General features: G+C 42.4%; 13 protein-coding genes. 6 read left to right on the top strand and 7 right to left on the bottom strand.

Annotated elements, in window-relative coordinates; all coding sequences use genetic code 11:
• Window positions 1-38 precede the first annotated feature (38 nt).
• The 3 genes from RNZ41_RS06455 to ilvA all read right to left on the bottom strand — a co-directional run bounded on the left by RNZ41_RS06455 (window position 39) and on the right by ilvA (window position 4,036).
• Window positions 39-788 carry a YebC/PmpR family DNA-binding transcriptional regulator gene (locus RNZ41_RS06455; protein ID WP_007116874.1) on the bottom strand — a complete coding sequence of 250 codons (750 nt, stop codon included), beginning with the start codon at window positions 786-788 and terminating at the stop codon, window positions 39-41.
• 153 nt (window positions 789-941) lie between these two features.
• Window positions 942-2,285: an ABC1 kinase family protein gene (locus RNZ41_RS06450; RefSeq protein WP_314026878.1), complete on the bottom strand. Its 1,344-nt coding sequence runs from the start codon at window positions 2,283-2,285 to the stop codon at window positions 942-944.
• Window positions 2,286-2,485: 200 nt separating this feature from the next.
• Window positions 2,486-4,036 carry a threonine ammonia-lyase, biosynthetic gene (gene ilvA, locus RNZ41_RS06445; RefSeq protein ID WP_314026877.1) on the bottom strand — a complete coding sequence of 517 codons (1,551 nt, stop codon included), beginning with the start codon at window positions 4,034-4,036 and terminating at the stop codon, window positions 2,486-2,488.
• Window positions 4,037-4,260: 224 nt separating this feature from the next.
• On the opposite strand from ilvA, the gene rpiA reads away from it, so the two are divergent.
• A complete protein-coding gene (gene rpiA / locus RNZ41_RS06440; protein WP_314026876.1) occupies window positions 4,261-4,950 on the top strand; it encodes a ribose-5-phosphate isomerase RpiA in 690 nt (229 codons plus the stop codon).
• 136 nt (window positions 4,951-5,086) lie between these two features.
• Here rpiA and phbB read toward each other — a convergent pair whose 3' ends face one another.
• Complete coding sequence (gene phbB, locus RNZ41_RS06435) at window positions 5,087-5,860, bottom strand: acetoacetyl-CoA reductase (protein ID WP_201664327.1); 774 nt, start codon at window positions 5,858-5,860, stop codon at window positions 5,087-5,089.
• 573 nt (window positions 5,861-6,433) lie between these two features.
• Between phbB and glnE the strand changes: the two genes are divergently transcribed.
• The 5 genes from glnE to RNZ41_RS06410 all read left to right on the top strand — a co-directional run bounded on the left by glnE (window position 6,434) and on the right by RNZ41_RS06410 (window position 13,469).
• Window positions 6,434-9,256: a bifunctional [glutamate--ammonia ligase]-adenylyl-L-tyrosine phosphorylase/[glutamate--ammonia-ligase] adenylyltransferase gene (gene glnE / locus RNZ41_RS06430; protein WP_314026875.1), complete on the top strand. Its 2,823-nt coding sequence runs from the start codon at window positions 6,434-6,436 to the stop codon at window positions 9,254-9,256.
• A gap of 85 nt (window positions 9,257-9,341) precedes the next feature.
• Window positions 9,342-10,286 carry a branched-chain amino acid transaminase gene (locus RNZ41_RS06425; RefSeq protein WP_007116868.1) on the top strand — a complete coding sequence of 315 codons (945 nt, stop codon included), beginning with the start codon at window positions 9,342-9,344 and terminating at the stop codon, window positions 10,284-10,286.
• Between the two features lie 112 nt (window positions 10,287-10,398).
• Window positions 10,399-11,232: a glycosyl transferase gene (locus RNZ41_RS06420; protein ID WP_314026874.1), complete on the top strand. Its 834-nt coding sequence runs from the start codon at window positions 10,399-10,401 to the stop codon at window positions 11,230-11,232.
• Window positions 11,233-11,287: 55 nt separating this feature from the next.
• Window positions 11,288-12,379: a glycosyltransferase family 8 protein gene (locus RNZ41_RS06415; RefSeq protein ID WP_314026873.1), complete on the top strand. Its 1,092-nt coding sequence runs from the start codon at window positions 11,288-11,290 to the stop codon at window positions 12,377-12,379.
• Window positions 12,357-13,469: a glycosyltransferase gene (locus RNZ41_RS06410; RefSeq protein ID WP_314026872.1), complete on the top strand. Its 1,113-nt coding sequence runs from the start codon at window positions 12,357-12,359 to the stop codon at window positions 13,467-13,469. Before RNZ41_RS06415 ends, RNZ41_RS06410 begins: the two co-directional genes overlap by 23 nt.
• 22 nt (window positions 13,470-13,491) lie before the next feature.
• Here the strand turns inward: RNZ41_RS06410 and RNZ41_RS06405 are convergent, their stop codons facing one another.
• The 3 genes from RNZ41_RS06405 to RNZ41_RS06395 all read right to left on the bottom strand — a co-directional run bounded on the left by RNZ41_RS06405 (window position 13,492) and on the right by RNZ41_RS06395 (window position 16,025).
• Window positions 13,492-14,364: a glycosyltransferase family 25 protein gene (locus RNZ41_RS06405; RefSeq protein WP_314026871.1), complete on the bottom strand. Its 873-nt coding sequence runs from the start codon at window positions 14,362-14,364 to the stop codon at window positions 13,492-13,494.
• A gap of 98 nt (window positions 14,365-14,462) precedes the next feature.
• The gene (locus tag RNZ41_RS06400) at window positions 14,463-15,212 is read right to left on the bottom strand and encodes a hypothetical protein (RefSeq protein ID WP_314026870.1); all 750 of its coding nucleotides are present in this window, start codon (window positions 15,210-15,212) and stop codon (window positions 14,463-14,465) included.
• A gap of 27 nt (window positions 15,213-15,239) precedes the next feature.
• A complete protein-coding gene (locus tag RNZ41_RS06395; RefSeq protein WP_314026869.1) occupies window positions 15,240-16,025 on the bottom strand; it encodes a hypothetical protein in 786 nt (261 codons plus the stop codon).
• Window positions 16,026-16,066: the final 41 nt, after the last annotated feature.

Here is a 16,066-nt window from a genome sequence, read left to right as displayed (position 1 = left end):
AATCTACATTTAGCCTTTTCTATGCTTAAAAATTTCATTTAATCATCGAGTTGTTCCATGACATCATCAGTAAAGTTGACGTTGGTATAGACTTCTTGTACATCGTCCAAATCTTCTAGCATATCAATCATTTTCATGATTTTTTTAGCATCTTCGACATCAGTGACATCCGCCATGGTTGAAGGAGACATAGTCACTTCTGCATTGTCGGATTTTAAACCGGCTTTTTCTAAGGCATCCATCACGTCACCGAAGTTCTCTGGCTCAGTGACCACGGTGATACTATCACCGTTATTTTCAATATCGGTTGCCCCTGCTTCAAGCGCGACTTCCATGATGGTGTCTTCTAGCGACACATCATCAAAGGTAATTTCACCGCGTTTGCTAAACATATAAGCCACTGAGCCTGATGTACCCAAGTTGCCACCATTTTTGCTAAAAGCATGACGCACTTCGCCAACGGTACGGTTGAGGTTATCCGTCATGGTCTCGACAATCACCGCAACACCGCCCAAGCCATAGCCTTCATAGGTGATTTCTTGCATGTTGTCATTATCACCGCCGCCTGCACCACGTTCAATCGCCCGTTTTACAGTGTCTTTGGTCATATTAACTGAGTTGGCTTTTTCCACCGCCGCACGCAAACGTGGGTTACTCGCTGGGTCTGGGTCACCTTGTTTGGCAGCAGAGACCAGCTCACGAATGATTTTGGTAAAGATTTTACCTTTTGCCGCATCTTGTTTGGCTTTACGGTGTTTGATGTTTGCCCACTTGGAATGTCCGGCCATGAGTGTATCCTTTATCTAACTATCTAATTATCTAACGTAACAATCTGATTTTCAAAATTTTGCGTGCGCTATTATAAACGAGCAACCCGGATTTTTGATAGGGGGTTGCACCTATGTCATCGCAGGAAATGTTATTGAAAGTTAAAATCAAACCTAAGGGCGAGGCGAGTCGTCAGGTCGTGGCAATGTCGGCAAATCAATATAGCGGTGTATCAACTCACTTAAATCAATTTTTACCTTTAAATTCACCAAGTTCCAGTACTGTCCAGAAATGGTTCGATCAAGCATCATGGTCAGTGGGGCAGGTTGAAAGCTTTGCCAGTATTTAAGCGACTCTTTTGCTTTGGCAATCGCTTGAAAATGGGTCTGGCTGGTGGCAAAATCGTAAGGCGCGTGTTTGGATAAATCAAACAACTGGGTAAAACCATACGGGGTCAAACCAATCTGCAACCAATCGTTATAAAAGTCTGTGGGCAGTGGCTCATCATTGTCTTTTTTGATGCCAATGCTGACCAAATCTTGCTCAAGCGCTGTCACATCACCGCTCAGGCAATGAATGGCAAAGCGTTTGAATAACGCAACTTCGTCATGGCTGTAAGATTTGATACCACCAAAGTCATAGGCAATGACCGAGCCATCAGGGCGAAACGCAAAGTTACCTGGATGGGGGTCACAATGCAGACGATAGAGTTTGAACAATTGACCGGCACTAAAATCAAATAAGCGAGTGGCGATTTTTTGTTTGATGTCATTGTCCCAAGTTGCAGCCACTTCGAGCTTTTCACCCAGTTCTTGTGATAGGGTTAAAATCCGTCTGGTCGAATGGCTATGAAAAACTTTGGGAATAATCAGCCCATCATCATCACTGTGGAAACTGCCAAAAATTGCCAAATTATGGGCTTCTTTGCTGTAGTCAAGCTCGTCATACAGGCTATCACGGATTTCTGCAAAGATTTTATCTTGCAAGGTTTTATCCATATTGAGTACGCCAGTTATCTTAAGCGCCAAGCGAACGTGTTTTAAATCACTATCGATACTGGTATCAACGTCGGGGTATTGCACTTTGACTACGACCGCTTCACCGGTTGGCAACACGGCTTTATGGACTTGACCGATGGAGGCTGCCGCAAAAGGTGATTGATCAAACTGGGCAAACAACGCGTCAATCGGTTGCCCCAATTCTTTTTCCACCTGCTGTTTGATGACGGCAAACGGCATGGGCGGCGCGTCTTTTTGTAATTTCTCCAGCGCTTTTGAGACTTCAGGCGGAAACACATCTTTATACTGCGAGGCAATTTGACCCACTTTCATTACCGCGCCTTTCATTTCGCCTAATGTGTCGGCGATTTGCAGCCCCACGGTTTGCAGCATTTCGCTACGGGCTGTGAGTTTATCTTCTTCAGAGCCTGCAAAAGACTTAATAGAATTTTTAGCTGCTTTCCCTGCGATACTGGCAGTCATACCCGCAAGTTTTAAAAAACGTTTTTTTGATGACATAGTAATTGTCTTATAGCAGAATTTTTTAATTAATTTATCAGGTAAATTATAAAGTTTTAAGTATTGAGATTAGCAGAAAATGGCTATTTTTGCTATGTACTGTGCTGAAATTTAGTGAATTTTGTGCATAGCTTGGCATAAAAAACTTGGCACAAAAAAAGGCGCCACGATGACACCCTTTTTATCCAAACCGTTAAAAATTATTGTAAAAATAAGCGATAGCCTAAGTTATCGGTGAGGTTTTCGCACTCATAGCCAATGTCTTGTAGTTTGGCAAGTAATTGCTCGGCGGTTTGCTCACCCATTTGAATGCCCGCTAAGATACGCCCTTCAGCCGCCCCATGATTACGATAGTGGAATAAAGAAATATTAAACTGTGAGCCCAATTTTTCAAGGAAGTTGAGCAGCGCGCCAGGACGCTCGGGAAATTCGATGCGAAATAATTGCTCGTCTTTTAATCCCGCATGTCCGCCGATTAAATAGCGAATATGGGTCTTGGCGACTTCATCATCGGTCAAGTCAATCGCGGCATCATCGGCTTCATTGAGTAATTGGTGGATTGCTTTGCGCTCTTTTTCGCCTTCTTTGAGGGCGATACCGACAAAAATATTGGCAGCGTGATGGGCGTAGTTGGGGTTGGTGTTGATTCGGTAGTTAAATTCGGTGATGTTGCGACCTTTAAGTGAGCGGCAAAAATCCAAAAAGGCGCCTGTGCGCTCAGGAATGGTCACCCCAAAAATCGCTTCTTTTTTCTCACCAATTTCGGTACGTTCAGCGATATAGCGTAACCGGTCAAAATTCATGTTGGCACCACATAAAATCGCCACACAGTTTTTGCCCGGTAGATTATGATCTTCGATGTATTTTTTCATACCCGCGACCGCCAACGCGCCTGCAGGCTCAACGATGGTGCGGGTTTCATCATACACGTCTTTAATCGCCGCACACACTTCGTCATTGCTACAAGTGACCACATCAGGCTCGACCACGGGGCCTGAGTGATCGCTTTTTGGCATACGGCAGACGTCAAACGGTATTTCACCCAGCTGGGCGACTGCCACCCCATCGACGAACAACCCCACTTGGGGTAAGCGCTTGCGTTCACCGGTATCAAGCGCGATTTTTAAACAGGCTGCTTCTTCTGGCTCGACTGCCACGACTTTGACATGCGGTGCAACTTCCCCCAAAAATGCTGCCACACCTGAGATTAAGCCACCGCCACCAACGGCAACAAACACATATTCCATTTTACGCCATTGTTGTACTAGCTCCATGGCAATGGTACCTTGACCTGCGATGACCAGTTCATCGTCATACGGCGGGATAAAGGTTAAGCCATCGGTCTGGGCGCGTTCAATGGCATAGCGGTTAGATTCATCAAAACTATCGCCATATAGCACCACATTACCGCCCAAGGACTTGACGGCACTGACTTTGATATCGGGGGTGGTGGTCGGCATCACGATAATGTTATTGAGTCCCAAGCGGCTAGCCGAGAAGGCAACGCCTTGCGCGTGGTTGCCGGCAGAGGCACAAATCACGCCTTTGGCTTTGTCTGCTTCGCTTAACTGGCTAATTCGATTGTAGGCACCCCGCAGCTTGAAAGAAAACACTGGCTGAAAATCTTCACGTTTAAAACGAATATCGTTGTTAAACCGTTCACTGAGTTTTTTGGCGGGTTCAAGCGGCGTTTGAATAGCAGCATCATACACGGTCGCTTGAAGGATAAGGCGTACCCAATCTGATAACATAATAATGACCTAAGTTTGAAAAATACGTTTGAAAATTTATTTTTACCCTCTGTGTGCTTTCATAACCAAAACACAGCAAATCGTTAGAGAAGTAAAAAATAAGTGATTAGATTAGGACTTTAGGGTTTAGCTTGCAAGTGCTTTTACGGTAAAATAAGTTGGGTAATTGATAGCATTAAGTTTTCTATCTATTTTTTTGATAAATTCCTAACAAGGCTGGGTCTATGAGTACGATGAATGCAAGCACGCAACAACAACAAAAACAAGCCGTGGCAGCAGACGCGTTAAAATATATCGAATCAGGCATGATTTTGGGCGTGGGGACGGGCAGTACCGTCAACTGCCTCATTGAATTATTGCCAAAAGTTAACCTAAAGGGCGCTGTGGCAAGCTCAAAGGTCACCGAAGATAAGCTCAAAGCCCTCGGTATTGAGGTGATGGATTTAAATTTCACGGGTGAGTTAGATTTGTATATTGATGGTGCCGATGAAGTGAACGAGCACTTACAGCTAGTCAAAGGCGGTGGCGGCGCTTTAACCCGTGAAAAAATTGTTGCCGCCGCATCTAAGCAGTTTATTTGCATGGTGGATGAAAGCAAATGGGTGCAGCAATTAGGCGTTGGCTTTCCACTACCGATTGAAGTATTGCCGCAAGCGCGCTCATATGTGGCGCGTGAGTTAGTGCAGCTTGGCGGTGAGCCGGTCTACCGTGAAGGATTTGTCACCGATTATGGCAATTTGATTTTGGATGTTTATGGCTTAGATATCGGCTTGGACATTGAGCAGGTAGCAGCGTTTGAAGCAAAGTTAAACAATATCGTTGGGGTGGTATGTAATGGATTATTTACCGCACAGCGCGCTGATATCTTGCTGATGGCAACGGCAGATGGCGTAAAAAAATTAACCGCCAAGTAAGTTACCAGTAAGTTAACGGTTGTTAGTAATGTTGTCATACAACAAAAAAGACCAAGTCACGATGACTGGTCTTTTTTAGTTCATAACAGATTTAGTTTATAACCGATTTAGTTTATAGATGATGATGGCAAGCTCATTAGTGCATGTATTGACCGCCATTTACGTTGATGGTCTCACCTGTGATATAAGCAGCGCCATCGCTGACCAAATACACCACGGCAGCGGCAATCTCTTCCGGTTGGGCGATACGACCCATTGGGATGCCTGCTTTGATGCTTTCCATCACTTTTTCCGGCACCGCCATCACCATTTTAGTACCCGTATAACCCGGTGCAACCACGTTAACGGTCACCCCAGATTTAGCGCCTTCTTGTGCCAACGCTTTACTAAAGCCGATGATACCCGCCTTGGTGGCTGAGTAGTTGGTTTGACCAAACTGACCTTTTAAGCCATTAATTGAGCTGATACTCACAATACGCCCAGATTTTTGCTCAAGCATTTTATTAAAAACCGGTTGGGTGACCGTGAATAGTGATTTTAAGTTGGTATCAATCACCTCTGACCATTGCTCATAAGTCATTTTTTTGAAAGTCGTATCACGGGTGATACCTGCGTTATTTACCAACACATCAATGTGACCTGCTTTTTCAATTGCATCAACAATGGCTTTGGTGGCTGCTTCATGGTCAGTGAGATTGGTTTCAACAAAGGTGAAATCGCTGGCATTCATGCCTTCTTCTGTTAACCAAGCTTCGCCGCGGTTGACAGTGCTGTCCGCTTTATGGGTGTAGGTTGCAATGATGTGATAGCCAGCTTGGATTAGCGCATGACAAATAGCAGTGCCAATACCACCTAGCGCACCTGTTACGAGGGCAATTTTTTTGTTTGCAGTTGAGTTGTCCGTTGTCATCACAGTACGCTCCTTGTTTGTTGTGATTGTTGGTTGTAATAAAAAATTCAATGATTAGGGTAGTTTATAAGATAAATGTGTTGGGTTTTTTACAATTGAACATGCAGCTAAAAAATCAGTTACACGTAAATGAAATCAGGCTCACAAAAAAATATAGACCGAATATTCACATAAATTTATTGACTTTTACTTCCTTGTTTTTTTTCATCATATATGAAAATTTGATAACTACCAATATTTTTTACGTTTTTATTTCTATGACAAACATTTTGCTACGCGCAAACGAGTATTTATAGGTTTGTGTGCTAAAAAAATTTGCAACAATAGCGGTTTGTGCTAGGCTATAAGGATAACTTTAAGCAATGTAAGCTTGAGCAAAATACCCTGTATCAACTGCACTTAATCAAGCCTAATTGCAAAATCTCCCGCTTGATGGTACAAACTTGATTGGACAAGATTGATTGTATCGATACGCAAGCGTGAATGCTTAGTACTTATATATACCACTATATACCACGATGAGGTGGGTCTGTTTATTTAGTCTGTTTATTTATTTGTCACACGGAAATTAAAATGCCGCAACTCTTACCGACGATAGAACAAATCGCTGTATTACAGCAAGCTAGTAATTTTGGCTATCAGTATTGGCAGACTAAAACAAACGTTGCACAAAGCTTTTTAAAAAGCTATCCGCTTACCCAAACGCTCGATGTCCAACATATCAAAGATTTAATACGCGATTATACGCTGGATGAAGATTACCAATTGGCGGATGAAGCAAGCGTGATGCGAGGGCTGCGTCATCTACGCAATTTGTTGATGGTGCGCTGGATTTGGCAAGATGCATTAAATCTAATTAGCCTAGAGCAGCTGACATGGGAGCTGTCAAAATTTGCTGATTATTGTCTCATCTTTGCCAAAGACTACGTGTATCAAGATTTAATCAAACGCTATGGTGAGCCGTATTTTTTTGATGAAAAAAATAAACCACATAAGGATGATTTAGCCATCATCGCCATGGGTAAAATGGGGGCAGAAGAGCTTAACTTATCAAGCGATATCGATTTGATTTTTGTTCATCAGGGGCAAGGTGAGACGGTGGTTGACCCGTTAAAACCACCAGGGTCAAAAGCTGCTAAATCCATCGACAACAAGAAATTTTTTACCAAATGGGGTCAAGGCATCATCAATCTGCTTGATAAAAACACCCAAGATGGTTTTGTATTTCGCATTGATATGCGCCTTCGTCCTTGGGGGGATGGCAGTGATTTGGCAATTCATTTATCGGCACTGGAAAAATATTTTGCCCAACATGGACGGGCGTGGGAGCGATTTGCTTGGCTAAAAGCCAGAATCGTCAACCCTGTCACCTTTAGCGATAACTTAAAAGCCCTTATCAAGCCGTTTGTATTTCGTTATTATGTCGATTATAGTGCCTTTGCCGCCCTGCGTGAGATGAAATCGCTGATTCAAAACCAAGTCGAACAACGTCAAGATACGGACAATGTCAAGCTTGGGGCGGGTGGTATCCGTGATATTGAGTTTATCGTGCAGTCGTTTCAGTTGATTTATGGCGGGCGTGTCAGTGATATCAGAGTAAAAAACTGCCTACAAGCGATGAGCCAACTGGAAAAACATGGCTTTATCGATGCTCTGACTCATGAGCAATTGGCACAAGCCTATCGTTTTTTACGCAGATTGGAGCATGGTATCCAAGCCATCAATGATGAACAAACCCAGCGATTACCCCAAGATGCCAAACAGCGACATCAGCTTGCCCAAGTATTGGGGTTTGCCGATTGGGCAGCATTGTTAGCCAAACTCAATGAATACCGCCAAATGGTAAAAATACCTTTTGACGAGCTGGTCAGTGATCGTAAGCAGTCTGATGAGCAGCTACAAGTGGATCATCAGCACAATTTATCTGAGCTTGAGCAAAAATTAAGCGCTGACAATAAAGATAAATTAAGCCAGTTTTGGCAAAGTAAGCTCATCACAGGGCTTAGTGAAGAAGCCAAAACTCGCTTAAATGCCGCCTATCCGATTCTAATCAATGGGTTGTTACATTCCGATTTAAGCGAAGATGCAATCAATGTGGCGTTACCTAGAATGTTGACATTGCTAGAGGCGGTAAGTCGTCGGTCAATTTATTTGGTCATGTTTGTCGAAAACCCAACCGCAGCCGCCAAATTGATTCCCATGTTGGCAGCAAGCCCTTGGATTGCGAGCGAATTGGTAAGCTATCCTGTTTTGCTAGATTCATTTATCCGTGAAAAATACCGTCATTTACCTGATAAGGCAGAACTTAGTGACATTCTGCGTCAGCAGTTGTTACGGGTGGAGCCTAATGATGAGGAAGGGCTACTCAACGCCTTTCGTTTTTTCAAAAAAACCCAAGTCTTGGCAGTGGCAGCGAGTGATGTGTTGGCGGATAGACCGTTGATGAAAGTCTCTGATTCACTCACCTTTATCGCTGAAGTGGTACTTGAAAAAGCGTTGCAACGGGTATTTGGTGAATTGGTAAAAAAACATGGCTATCCTGTCAATGCCCAAGGCGAGCCTGTGAGTGAGGCGCATAATGGCTTTGCGATTATCGGCTATGGTAAGCTTGGCGGGCTTGAGATGAGTTATAGCTCAGATCTTGATCTTGTGTTTATTCATGACATTGATGAAGAAGCGATGACGCTCGGTGAAAAACCCATCAGCGGTATGAAGTTTGCCGCACGCCTTGCCCAAAAACTGATGAATTATTTGACCACCCAAACGCGCGATGGCCGTGTCTATGAGATTGATATGCGTCTGCGCCCCTCGGGTCAAGCAGGTATGATGGTGGTATCTACCCATGCGTTTGAACTTTACCAAATGCACAAAGCTTGGGCGTGGGAACACCAAGCGTTGGTTCGCGCTCGTGCCATTTGTGGCGATAGCCGCGTGATGACGCGATTTGACCAGATTCGTAAAGAAGTATTGTGTCTGCCGCGTGATAAAGACAGTGTTCGTATCGAAGTATCCACCATGCGGCATAAGATGCAAGACCATTTGGGCAGCAAACCGCATACCAAGCAGCAAGGGTTATTCCATCTGAAACAAGATGCAGGCGGATTGGTTGATATTGAATTTATTGCCCAGTTTGCTGTCTTGGCGTATGCCAATAGTTATCCTGCGTTGGCAGTTTGGAGTGACAATGTGCGTATCTTTGAAGCGCTTGCCAAAACGGGCATCATCGAGGCAGAAATATGCCAACAGCTAACGCATGCTTATCTTCGCATCCGCAGTATGACGCATCGGTTGGCTTTAGCAGAGCAGCCGATACTGGTAGATGAAGCCCAGTGGCATGAACTACGTAATTTTGTTGATGCGCAATGGCATCGTTTAATCGGGCAGCGTCCAGAATAGATGTAACATCACTTTTTATTTCAAACAAAAACTTTTATTTCAAACAAAAAACTTTTTATTTCAAACAAAGCACTAGGAGTAATCAATGGCAACAATTCCCAGCATGGCAGACCGTGATGGTTTTATCTGGATGGATGGCAACATGGTAGACTGGCGTGATGCCAAAATCCACGTATTAACCCACACACTGCACTATGGTATGGGCGTATTTGAGGGGGTGCGAGCCTACAAAACCCATGATGGACGTACGGCGATTTTTCGTCTGGAAGATCATACCCAGCGCCTGCTAAATTCAGCTAAAATTTTCCAACTTGCTGTACCCTATTCGTATGAAGAAGTATTACAAGCACAAAAAGCCGTGGTACGTGAAAATAACCTTGAATCGGCATACCTACGCCCATTGATTTGGGTAGGTTCTGAAAAATTGGGTATCGCTGCCAAAGACAATAGCATTCACACCATCGTCGCCGCTTGGGTTTGGGGTGCTTATCTGGGTGAAGAAGGCATGGCAAAAGGTATCCGTGTAAAAACCTCAAGTTTTACCCATCACCATCCAAACGTCACTATGTGTAAAGCCAAAGCCGTCAGCAACTACCCAGTATCTATCATGTCAAACCAAGAAGTCACCCGTCATGGCTATGATGAAGCGGTATTGATGGATACCCAAGGCTATGTTTGTCAAGGCTCAGGGGAAAACTTATTTTTGGTCAAAGACGGTGAGCTGCATACCCCAGATTTGTCAGGGGGTGCATTGGACGGCATTACCCGTCGCACGGTGATACAGTTTGCACAGGACTTGGGCATCAAAGTGCATGAGCGTAGAATCACCCGTGATGAATTTTATATCGCGGATGAAATCTTTATGACAGGTACTGCTGCTGAGATTACCCCAATTCGTGAATATGATGACCACGTCATTGGCTGCGGCGCGCGTGGTGAAATCACCGAAAAACTGCAAAGTCTATTTTTTGACGTAGTACAAGGCAAAAATGATAAATACGCCCATTGGCTTAGCTACGTGGATGAATAATCGGTAAAATTTTAGCTAAGTGAAACTAAGTAGATAAGTGAAAATAAAAGGATAGTTATGTTAAAATGACTATCCTTATTTTTTGAAGAATTATCGGTACTTTGGAAGTGACATGACAACATCGAGTGCAACCACCCCGCTTAAACAAATTATTTGTATCAAATGGGGCACCAAATATGGCGCAGATTACGTTAATAAACTCTATGGAATGGTAAGCCGTAATATCACCCCGCCGTTTCGCTTTGTCTGCTTTACCGACAATACCGATGGCATTCGTCCTGAAGTAGAATGTCAAGATTTACCAGTTATTGATTATCCAATGCCTGTCGGCACTACAGGACAGTGGCCAAAGTCGCGTCTTTGGAGTGAAAAGTTAGGTAATGTCACGGGTAATGTGCTGTTTTTAGACTTAGATGTGGTAATAGTTGGTAATATTGATGTTTTTTTTGAATACGAGCCTAATCATCCAGTTGTGCTTACCCGCAATATGACAAACCCGCTTGAAAAACTAGGTCAGACGTCACTGTTTCGCTTTCCTGTAGGGGCACTCGTGCCTTTACAGAAGTTATTTGCGTCCGATCCACAAGGGATAGCAGAAAAATATCGTTATGAGCAGCGATTTGTGACAAAAAATGCGCCAGGTGGTGTTAAGTTCTTTCCAAGAAAGTGGGTGCGTCATTTTCGCTTTGAATGTAAACGTCCGTTTCCCCTTAATTACTTTTTGCCCTCAAAGCTGCCAAAAGATGCGCGCGTAATTATCTTTGCAGGTGGTGCTTTGAATCCCCCTGAAGCTATTGAAGGTCGTTATCGGACAGAGTACCCCAATGACGCCAAAGAGCATATTAAGTTAATTGCGACTTCAGAGTCGGCAAGAAAACGACCTTTTCGCCATTTAAGACATTTTATTTTGCCGACTGATTGGGTCAAAGAGCATTGGCGTGCTTGAGCATGACGACTTAGCTAGCTTATTATCAATATTGTAAACATTAAGGCTAAATTGCGTGATTAAAAAAGTTTCATTGCTTCAAAATAAAATAGTTTGTGAAGTTGGGCAGGTCACTAGGCCAGCTGAGTTCAACCAATGCGTGGCCTTCTGTGTTGATAATAAGTATTTACCTTTCGCGCTTTTTGTATGTAATCAAATTTTATCAATTGAAACGCAAAGAAGGTTTGACTTATGCGTGTGTTTACCGGATTTGCAGCGAGTTCCTAAGCCATTCTTGGACAGCGCTATTCGATTTATTGAGATGAATATTAAGGGGGGCGAGCAACTACCGGTTGATCATTTATCACTCAGTGCTTACGCAAGGCTATTTTTACCAAATATTTTTTCCGAAGAATATGATTTAATTACCTATCTTGATGCCGATATCTATATAAATCTGCCATTTTATCAAGCGCTAACTAAGGTAGTTGCTAAGTTTGATCCATCTTTTTGTGTCGCAGCTGCACCTGATATCACTGAAATTAATTTAAGAATTAAACGTAAAAAGGCACTAACACCCCTGGTTCAAAGCTATCTTGATTTTTATCACGATAAAGGTCATTTGTATCGCAATTCTGGGGTGCTCGTGTTTAATGTCAAAAACTATGTCAAAAATTCGATTGCTTCACGTGTTTTTGAGGTGGCTTTTAATCCTAGTAGTAATCTAAGATGCCATGATCAATCCGCGCTTAATATTGCTTTAGCAGGAGAAATGCCAATTTTACCTTTTGAATTTAATTGGCAACTACATGATAATACTTACCGCCTGATTGATAATCATCAACCTTTTATCATTCACTTTATTGGCGCGAATAAACCTTGGGTGCGAGATGATGCGTTGACTTATTCTTACCGAGCAAGTTATCGTGATTACTTAAAAAACTACTTTCCCGATATTTCTTTCAATCCGCAAACACCCGCGCAACTGCGAAAAAGGTATCCAAAGCATAAAAATGACAAAAAAGAGAATCTGTCGGTACGATTGGCAACTTTGTCAGCGCCTATTACAGCTGTTATTAAATCAGGTAAGTATTTTATAATTAAAAATAAACGCATTATCCATGCCATCGCTGATGTTAATAATGATGGCACTAACAGAAAATTCTAGTGAAGTAGAAAAGATGCTCGCCTTCTCAAAAAAAGTAGTCTTAACAATTTTTAGCTTACAAGGCGGTGGTGCTGAGCGTTTTGTATTAACGTTAGCTGAAGGTTTTCGCCAACTAGGCTATGAGCCTCATATTGTCTGTTTTAAGAAGCAAGTCGATTATGACAATGTAGCTTTCCCAGTACACTTTTTAGATTATCAGTCAGTACGTTGGTTGCCAAAATCACTCAGGCATCCATTGTTTGCTAAAAAATTTGATAACTACGTGCGTAAACATATTTGTCATACTCCGGCATTAGTATTATCTAACCTTTGGCAAGTGGATCAAACCTTAAAATTTAGCCAGTTACTCAATCGTGTGTTTGTCATTCACAATACATTATCCAAAGAAAAACAAGTACACACCTATCTATCCGATAAAAAACTAAGAAACGTTTATGAACATCAGCATATTGCTGCAGTAAGTCAAGGCGTACTAGACGACTTTAGAAAAATCGTGCCTGATACGTTGTCAATCACAGCCATTCATAACCCCATCGACCAGCAAAGCATTATGTTACAAGCACAGCAGACATCAATTATTGCGACATACCCTGCCTTAAACCAAGGCTATTTGGTGCATGTGGGTAAATTTAAACAGCAAAAAAACCATCAGCTACTTTTGCAGGCGTATGCTTTGACTGACCGGTCGCTGCCATTAGTCCTTGTTGGTCAAGGTGGGTTACAGGCCGATTGCGAGACATTGGCAAAAAGGCTAGGTATTGAAGATAAAGTATGGTTTATGGGGTTTCACCCTAATCCCTATCCTTGGATAGCTTCTGCTACCGGTATGGTCTTGTCATCAATTTATGAAGGGTTTGGCATCGTAATCGCAGAGGCACTGGCATTAGGCGTTCCAGTGATAAGTACCGATTGTGCATCAGGCCCAGCGGAAATATTGCCATCAACGAATCTTGTACCTGTCAATGATGCTGATGCACTAGCAGAAAAAATGACCCAACTTATGCATCATCCAGCTTCCTTTAGTCATCCGTTCGATGAAAGACTGTTACCAAAAGCCGTCGCTCAACGTTATCTTAACTTAGTAAACTAACCGTTTTATGTCTGCATGGCAGTTAGCTTAAGGTGTTAAGATACGCAAAATCCCTATGAATCGGCTCAATTTCTTGATAAATCGCTGTGTTCCGAAAAGTGATTTGTTTATGGGCGCGTTGTGCTTGGGCAAGCAGGCGTCGACGTTTAAAACGCAATGTATCGGATAAGTTATTGGCAGTGGGTTTATGATTTGATGAATTGCTGATACTACTTTGGCTAAGATTTTGGATTAAATCTGTGGTTAACCCAAGCTGATAATGAGTCACCATGTCCATTTGCAAGGCAAGGGCTGGCACCGTTTGCAAGCTCACTAGGGATTCGTTATGGCAAAGTAGGGCGTCTGCCAAACCCGCACCTGTTACCGAAACAGTGTCTAGTAGTATTTTAGCGCCTTTTGGCGTGAGCAAATATGCTGCGGCACCTGACTTATCTAAATAAAGATTATGAAGATTAATGCCAAAACTACTAGGCAAAAATACTTGCGGTAATGGATGTCTGCTATAGAGCTTTTTACGCCCGCGAGTTTCAAAACTGATATGGTCAAAAGCAAGTGAGTCTGACAATCCAGCCTGCAAATAGGTATCAATTGAGTCCAAAACTTGCGGCAACCGCTCAGATAAAAGTGCATCATCTTCTAAGATCAACCAAGGTCTTCCTGTGTCGCTCACGATTTGCCATGCCCGATAGTGACTCAGGAAACAAGCAACTTCAGTCGTGCGCAGTTTGCGCTGCCAATCGTTTGCCCATTGTTCGTAAGTCAAACTATCTAAACTCTGTGTTGAAGTAGCTACCAAGCGCTGATAGGCAATGCCCAAATGTTGTAGCTGGCGTTGCTGAAAATCCCAACGTGCCTCAGCGGTATCTAAATTAATAACCAGTGCATCAATGGACATATTTTTTCTCGGCTGTGTATAAGGAGGGGTAATACAAGGGCAGATTTTTAGGCATAGATTATAAGAAAAAAAGTGACAAGCGATAAATTTAAATTTGGCTAATATTTCCACCACGCGGTTTTATCGCGAGTATGCCACTGCCGAAAGCGCGAATAAACCGTATTGGCATCTTGAAGTTGTACACGGTCAAAAATTTCATTAACGATGCAGCCAAGCGGATGCATTTGGGTTAATCTATCCAAGCGCCAACGCATATTACGTAGCGTATCATCAGTACCCACGGCGAATCCTGCCACTCCATCAAATAATGCGAGCCGCTCGGTTTGTAATGACTGTTTACGACGCTCATCAACTTGCGCATTTTGTGTGTCAGTCAAAAATCGCTCGCTTTCTTGTAATTTAATGGTATTGATTAATATGACCGCATTCATTAACAAGGCTTTTAAGGTTGCATCTTCGCTATAATCAATAAAGGTATCACAGGCTGAAATAAGCCACCTGGTAGAAAGATTTTGACATAGAAAATCAGCCTCATTATTCCAAAGCTGTTCAAATTCTGCAAAATGCTTATCAGTCTGAAATTCACGGCGTATCAAAACGATAAGTTTAGCGTGATAATAATTTAATTCAGGCTGTCCGATAAACTCATCCCTTAGATTACTGATGTGCTTGTTAATATCTTTATCCGAACCATAGGTAAAATTCGGTAACTCACCTGAGATAATGGTGCTTTTTAGCTGATTAATCTCTATATTGACAATATCTTGAGCCACTTTATCTGCGCCAAAACGCTTTTTATGTTGATTAAAGGAAAGAAGATTTTGCCATTTTGATTTTGGTTGTTTCATGCGTCGTCCAATTGATATCGGGAAAACTTACCAATTATACCCCCAATCTTCGGTATGTAGCTGTTTAATCAGCGAAAAGGCTGAGGGCGTATCATGTAATCGATATAACACAGTTAAAAGAAATTGAGTGGCAAATGCATCGACTATTTCAAATTTTAAAAAACGCCTACGCATCTGCTCAAGCGTATCATCACTCCCTAAGCGAAAAAAGGTCAAGCCGTCATATAGCGCTTGATGCTTAGCATATAATGCATTCATTTTAGGTGTAATTGGTACTTGATTATCGGTTAATAAAAATCGTTGGGTCTCATAAATTTTTAGGGTATTAATAACACTGACCACATTCATCAAAATTGCTCGGCGCAAAGGACTTTCGCTAAAATCAATAAACGTATCGGCTGCAGATACCAGCCATCTTAACGACAGCTTTTCGAAAAAAAAGCCGTTATGCGTCTGCCAAAGTAATTCAAATAGTGTAAATGTCTTTTCAGGCTGATAACCCCGTCGCAAAAGGACAATCAGCAAAGTATGATAAAACAGCAACTCAGATTGACCGATAAACTCAAGCTGCAAATAACGTAAATGTTGATATAAATTATCAAAGCATTGCGATTCATAATGTTGTAATTGCACAGCATTAAAAATGGCAGTATCACTTTCATCACATAAATGTGCATTATCATGATAAATCTTTGCGATGATAGACAAGTCATCAAAGCCAATGAACTGTGATTGTAGCGAGTCAAAAGTCTGCGCGTGATAAGCAGCTAGTATTTGTGTTGCACCCAATAATTTATTATTTTGACGCATCATGGTGTTCGCACATAAAGTAGAAAACAGTTGCTTAAGCAATT

The sequence above is a fragment of the Moraxella sp. DOX410 genome, assembly GCF_032248735.1.
Taxonomy (GTDB): domain Bacteria; phylum Pseudomonadota; class Gammaproteobacteria; order Pseudomonadales; family Moraxellaceae; genus Faucicola; species Faucicola tetraodonis.
This window is presented reverse-complemented; position numbering and strand designations above follow the sequence as displayed.

Coding starts and splice junctions, on each gene's coding strand:
- glnE (WP_314026875.1), top strand. CDS start 6,434: ATGCCGCAACTCTTACCGACGATAGAACAAATCGCTGTATTACAGCAA.
- phbB (WP_201664327.1), bottom strand. CDS start 5,860: ATGACAACGGACAACTCAACTGCAAACAAAAAAATTGCCCTCGTAACA.
- RNZ41_RS06455 (WP_007116874.1), bottom strand. CDS start 788: ATGGCCGGACATTCCAAGTGGGCAAACATCAAACACCGTAAAGCCAAA.
- RNZ41_RS06450 (WP_314026878.1), bottom strand. CDS start 2,285: ATGTCATCAAAAAAACGTTTTTTAAAACTTGCGGGTATGACTGCCAGT.
- RNZ41_RS06425 (WP_007116868.1), top strand. CDS start 9,342: ATGGCAACAATTCCCAGCATGGCAGACCGTGATGGTTTTATCTGGATG.
- RNZ41_RS06395 (WP_314026869.1), bottom strand. CDS start 16,025: ATGATGCGTCAAAATAATAAATTATTGGGTGCAACACAAATACTAGCT.
- RNZ41_RS06420 (WP_314026874.1), top strand. CDS start 10,399: ATGACAACATCGAGTGCAACCACCCCGCTTAAACAAATTATTTGTATC.
- RNZ41_RS06410 (WP_314026872.1), top strand. CDS start 12,357: ATGGCACTAACAGAAAATTCTAGTGAAGTAGAAAAGATGCTCGCCTTC.
- rpiA (WP_314026876.1), top strand. CDS start 4,261: ATGAGTACGATGAATGCAAGCACGCAACAACAACAAAAACAAGCCGTG.
- RNZ41_RS06405 (WP_314026871.1), bottom strand. CDS start 14,364: ATGTCCATTGATGCACTGGTTATTAATTTAGATACCGCTGAGGCACGT.
- ilvA (WP_314026877.1), bottom strand. CDS start 4,036: ATGTTATCAGATTGGGTACGCCTTATCCTTCAAGCGACCGTGTATGAT.
- RNZ41_RS06400 (WP_314026870.1), bottom strand. CDS start 15,212: ATGAAACAACCAAAATCAAAATGGCAAAATCTTCTTTCCTTTAATCAA.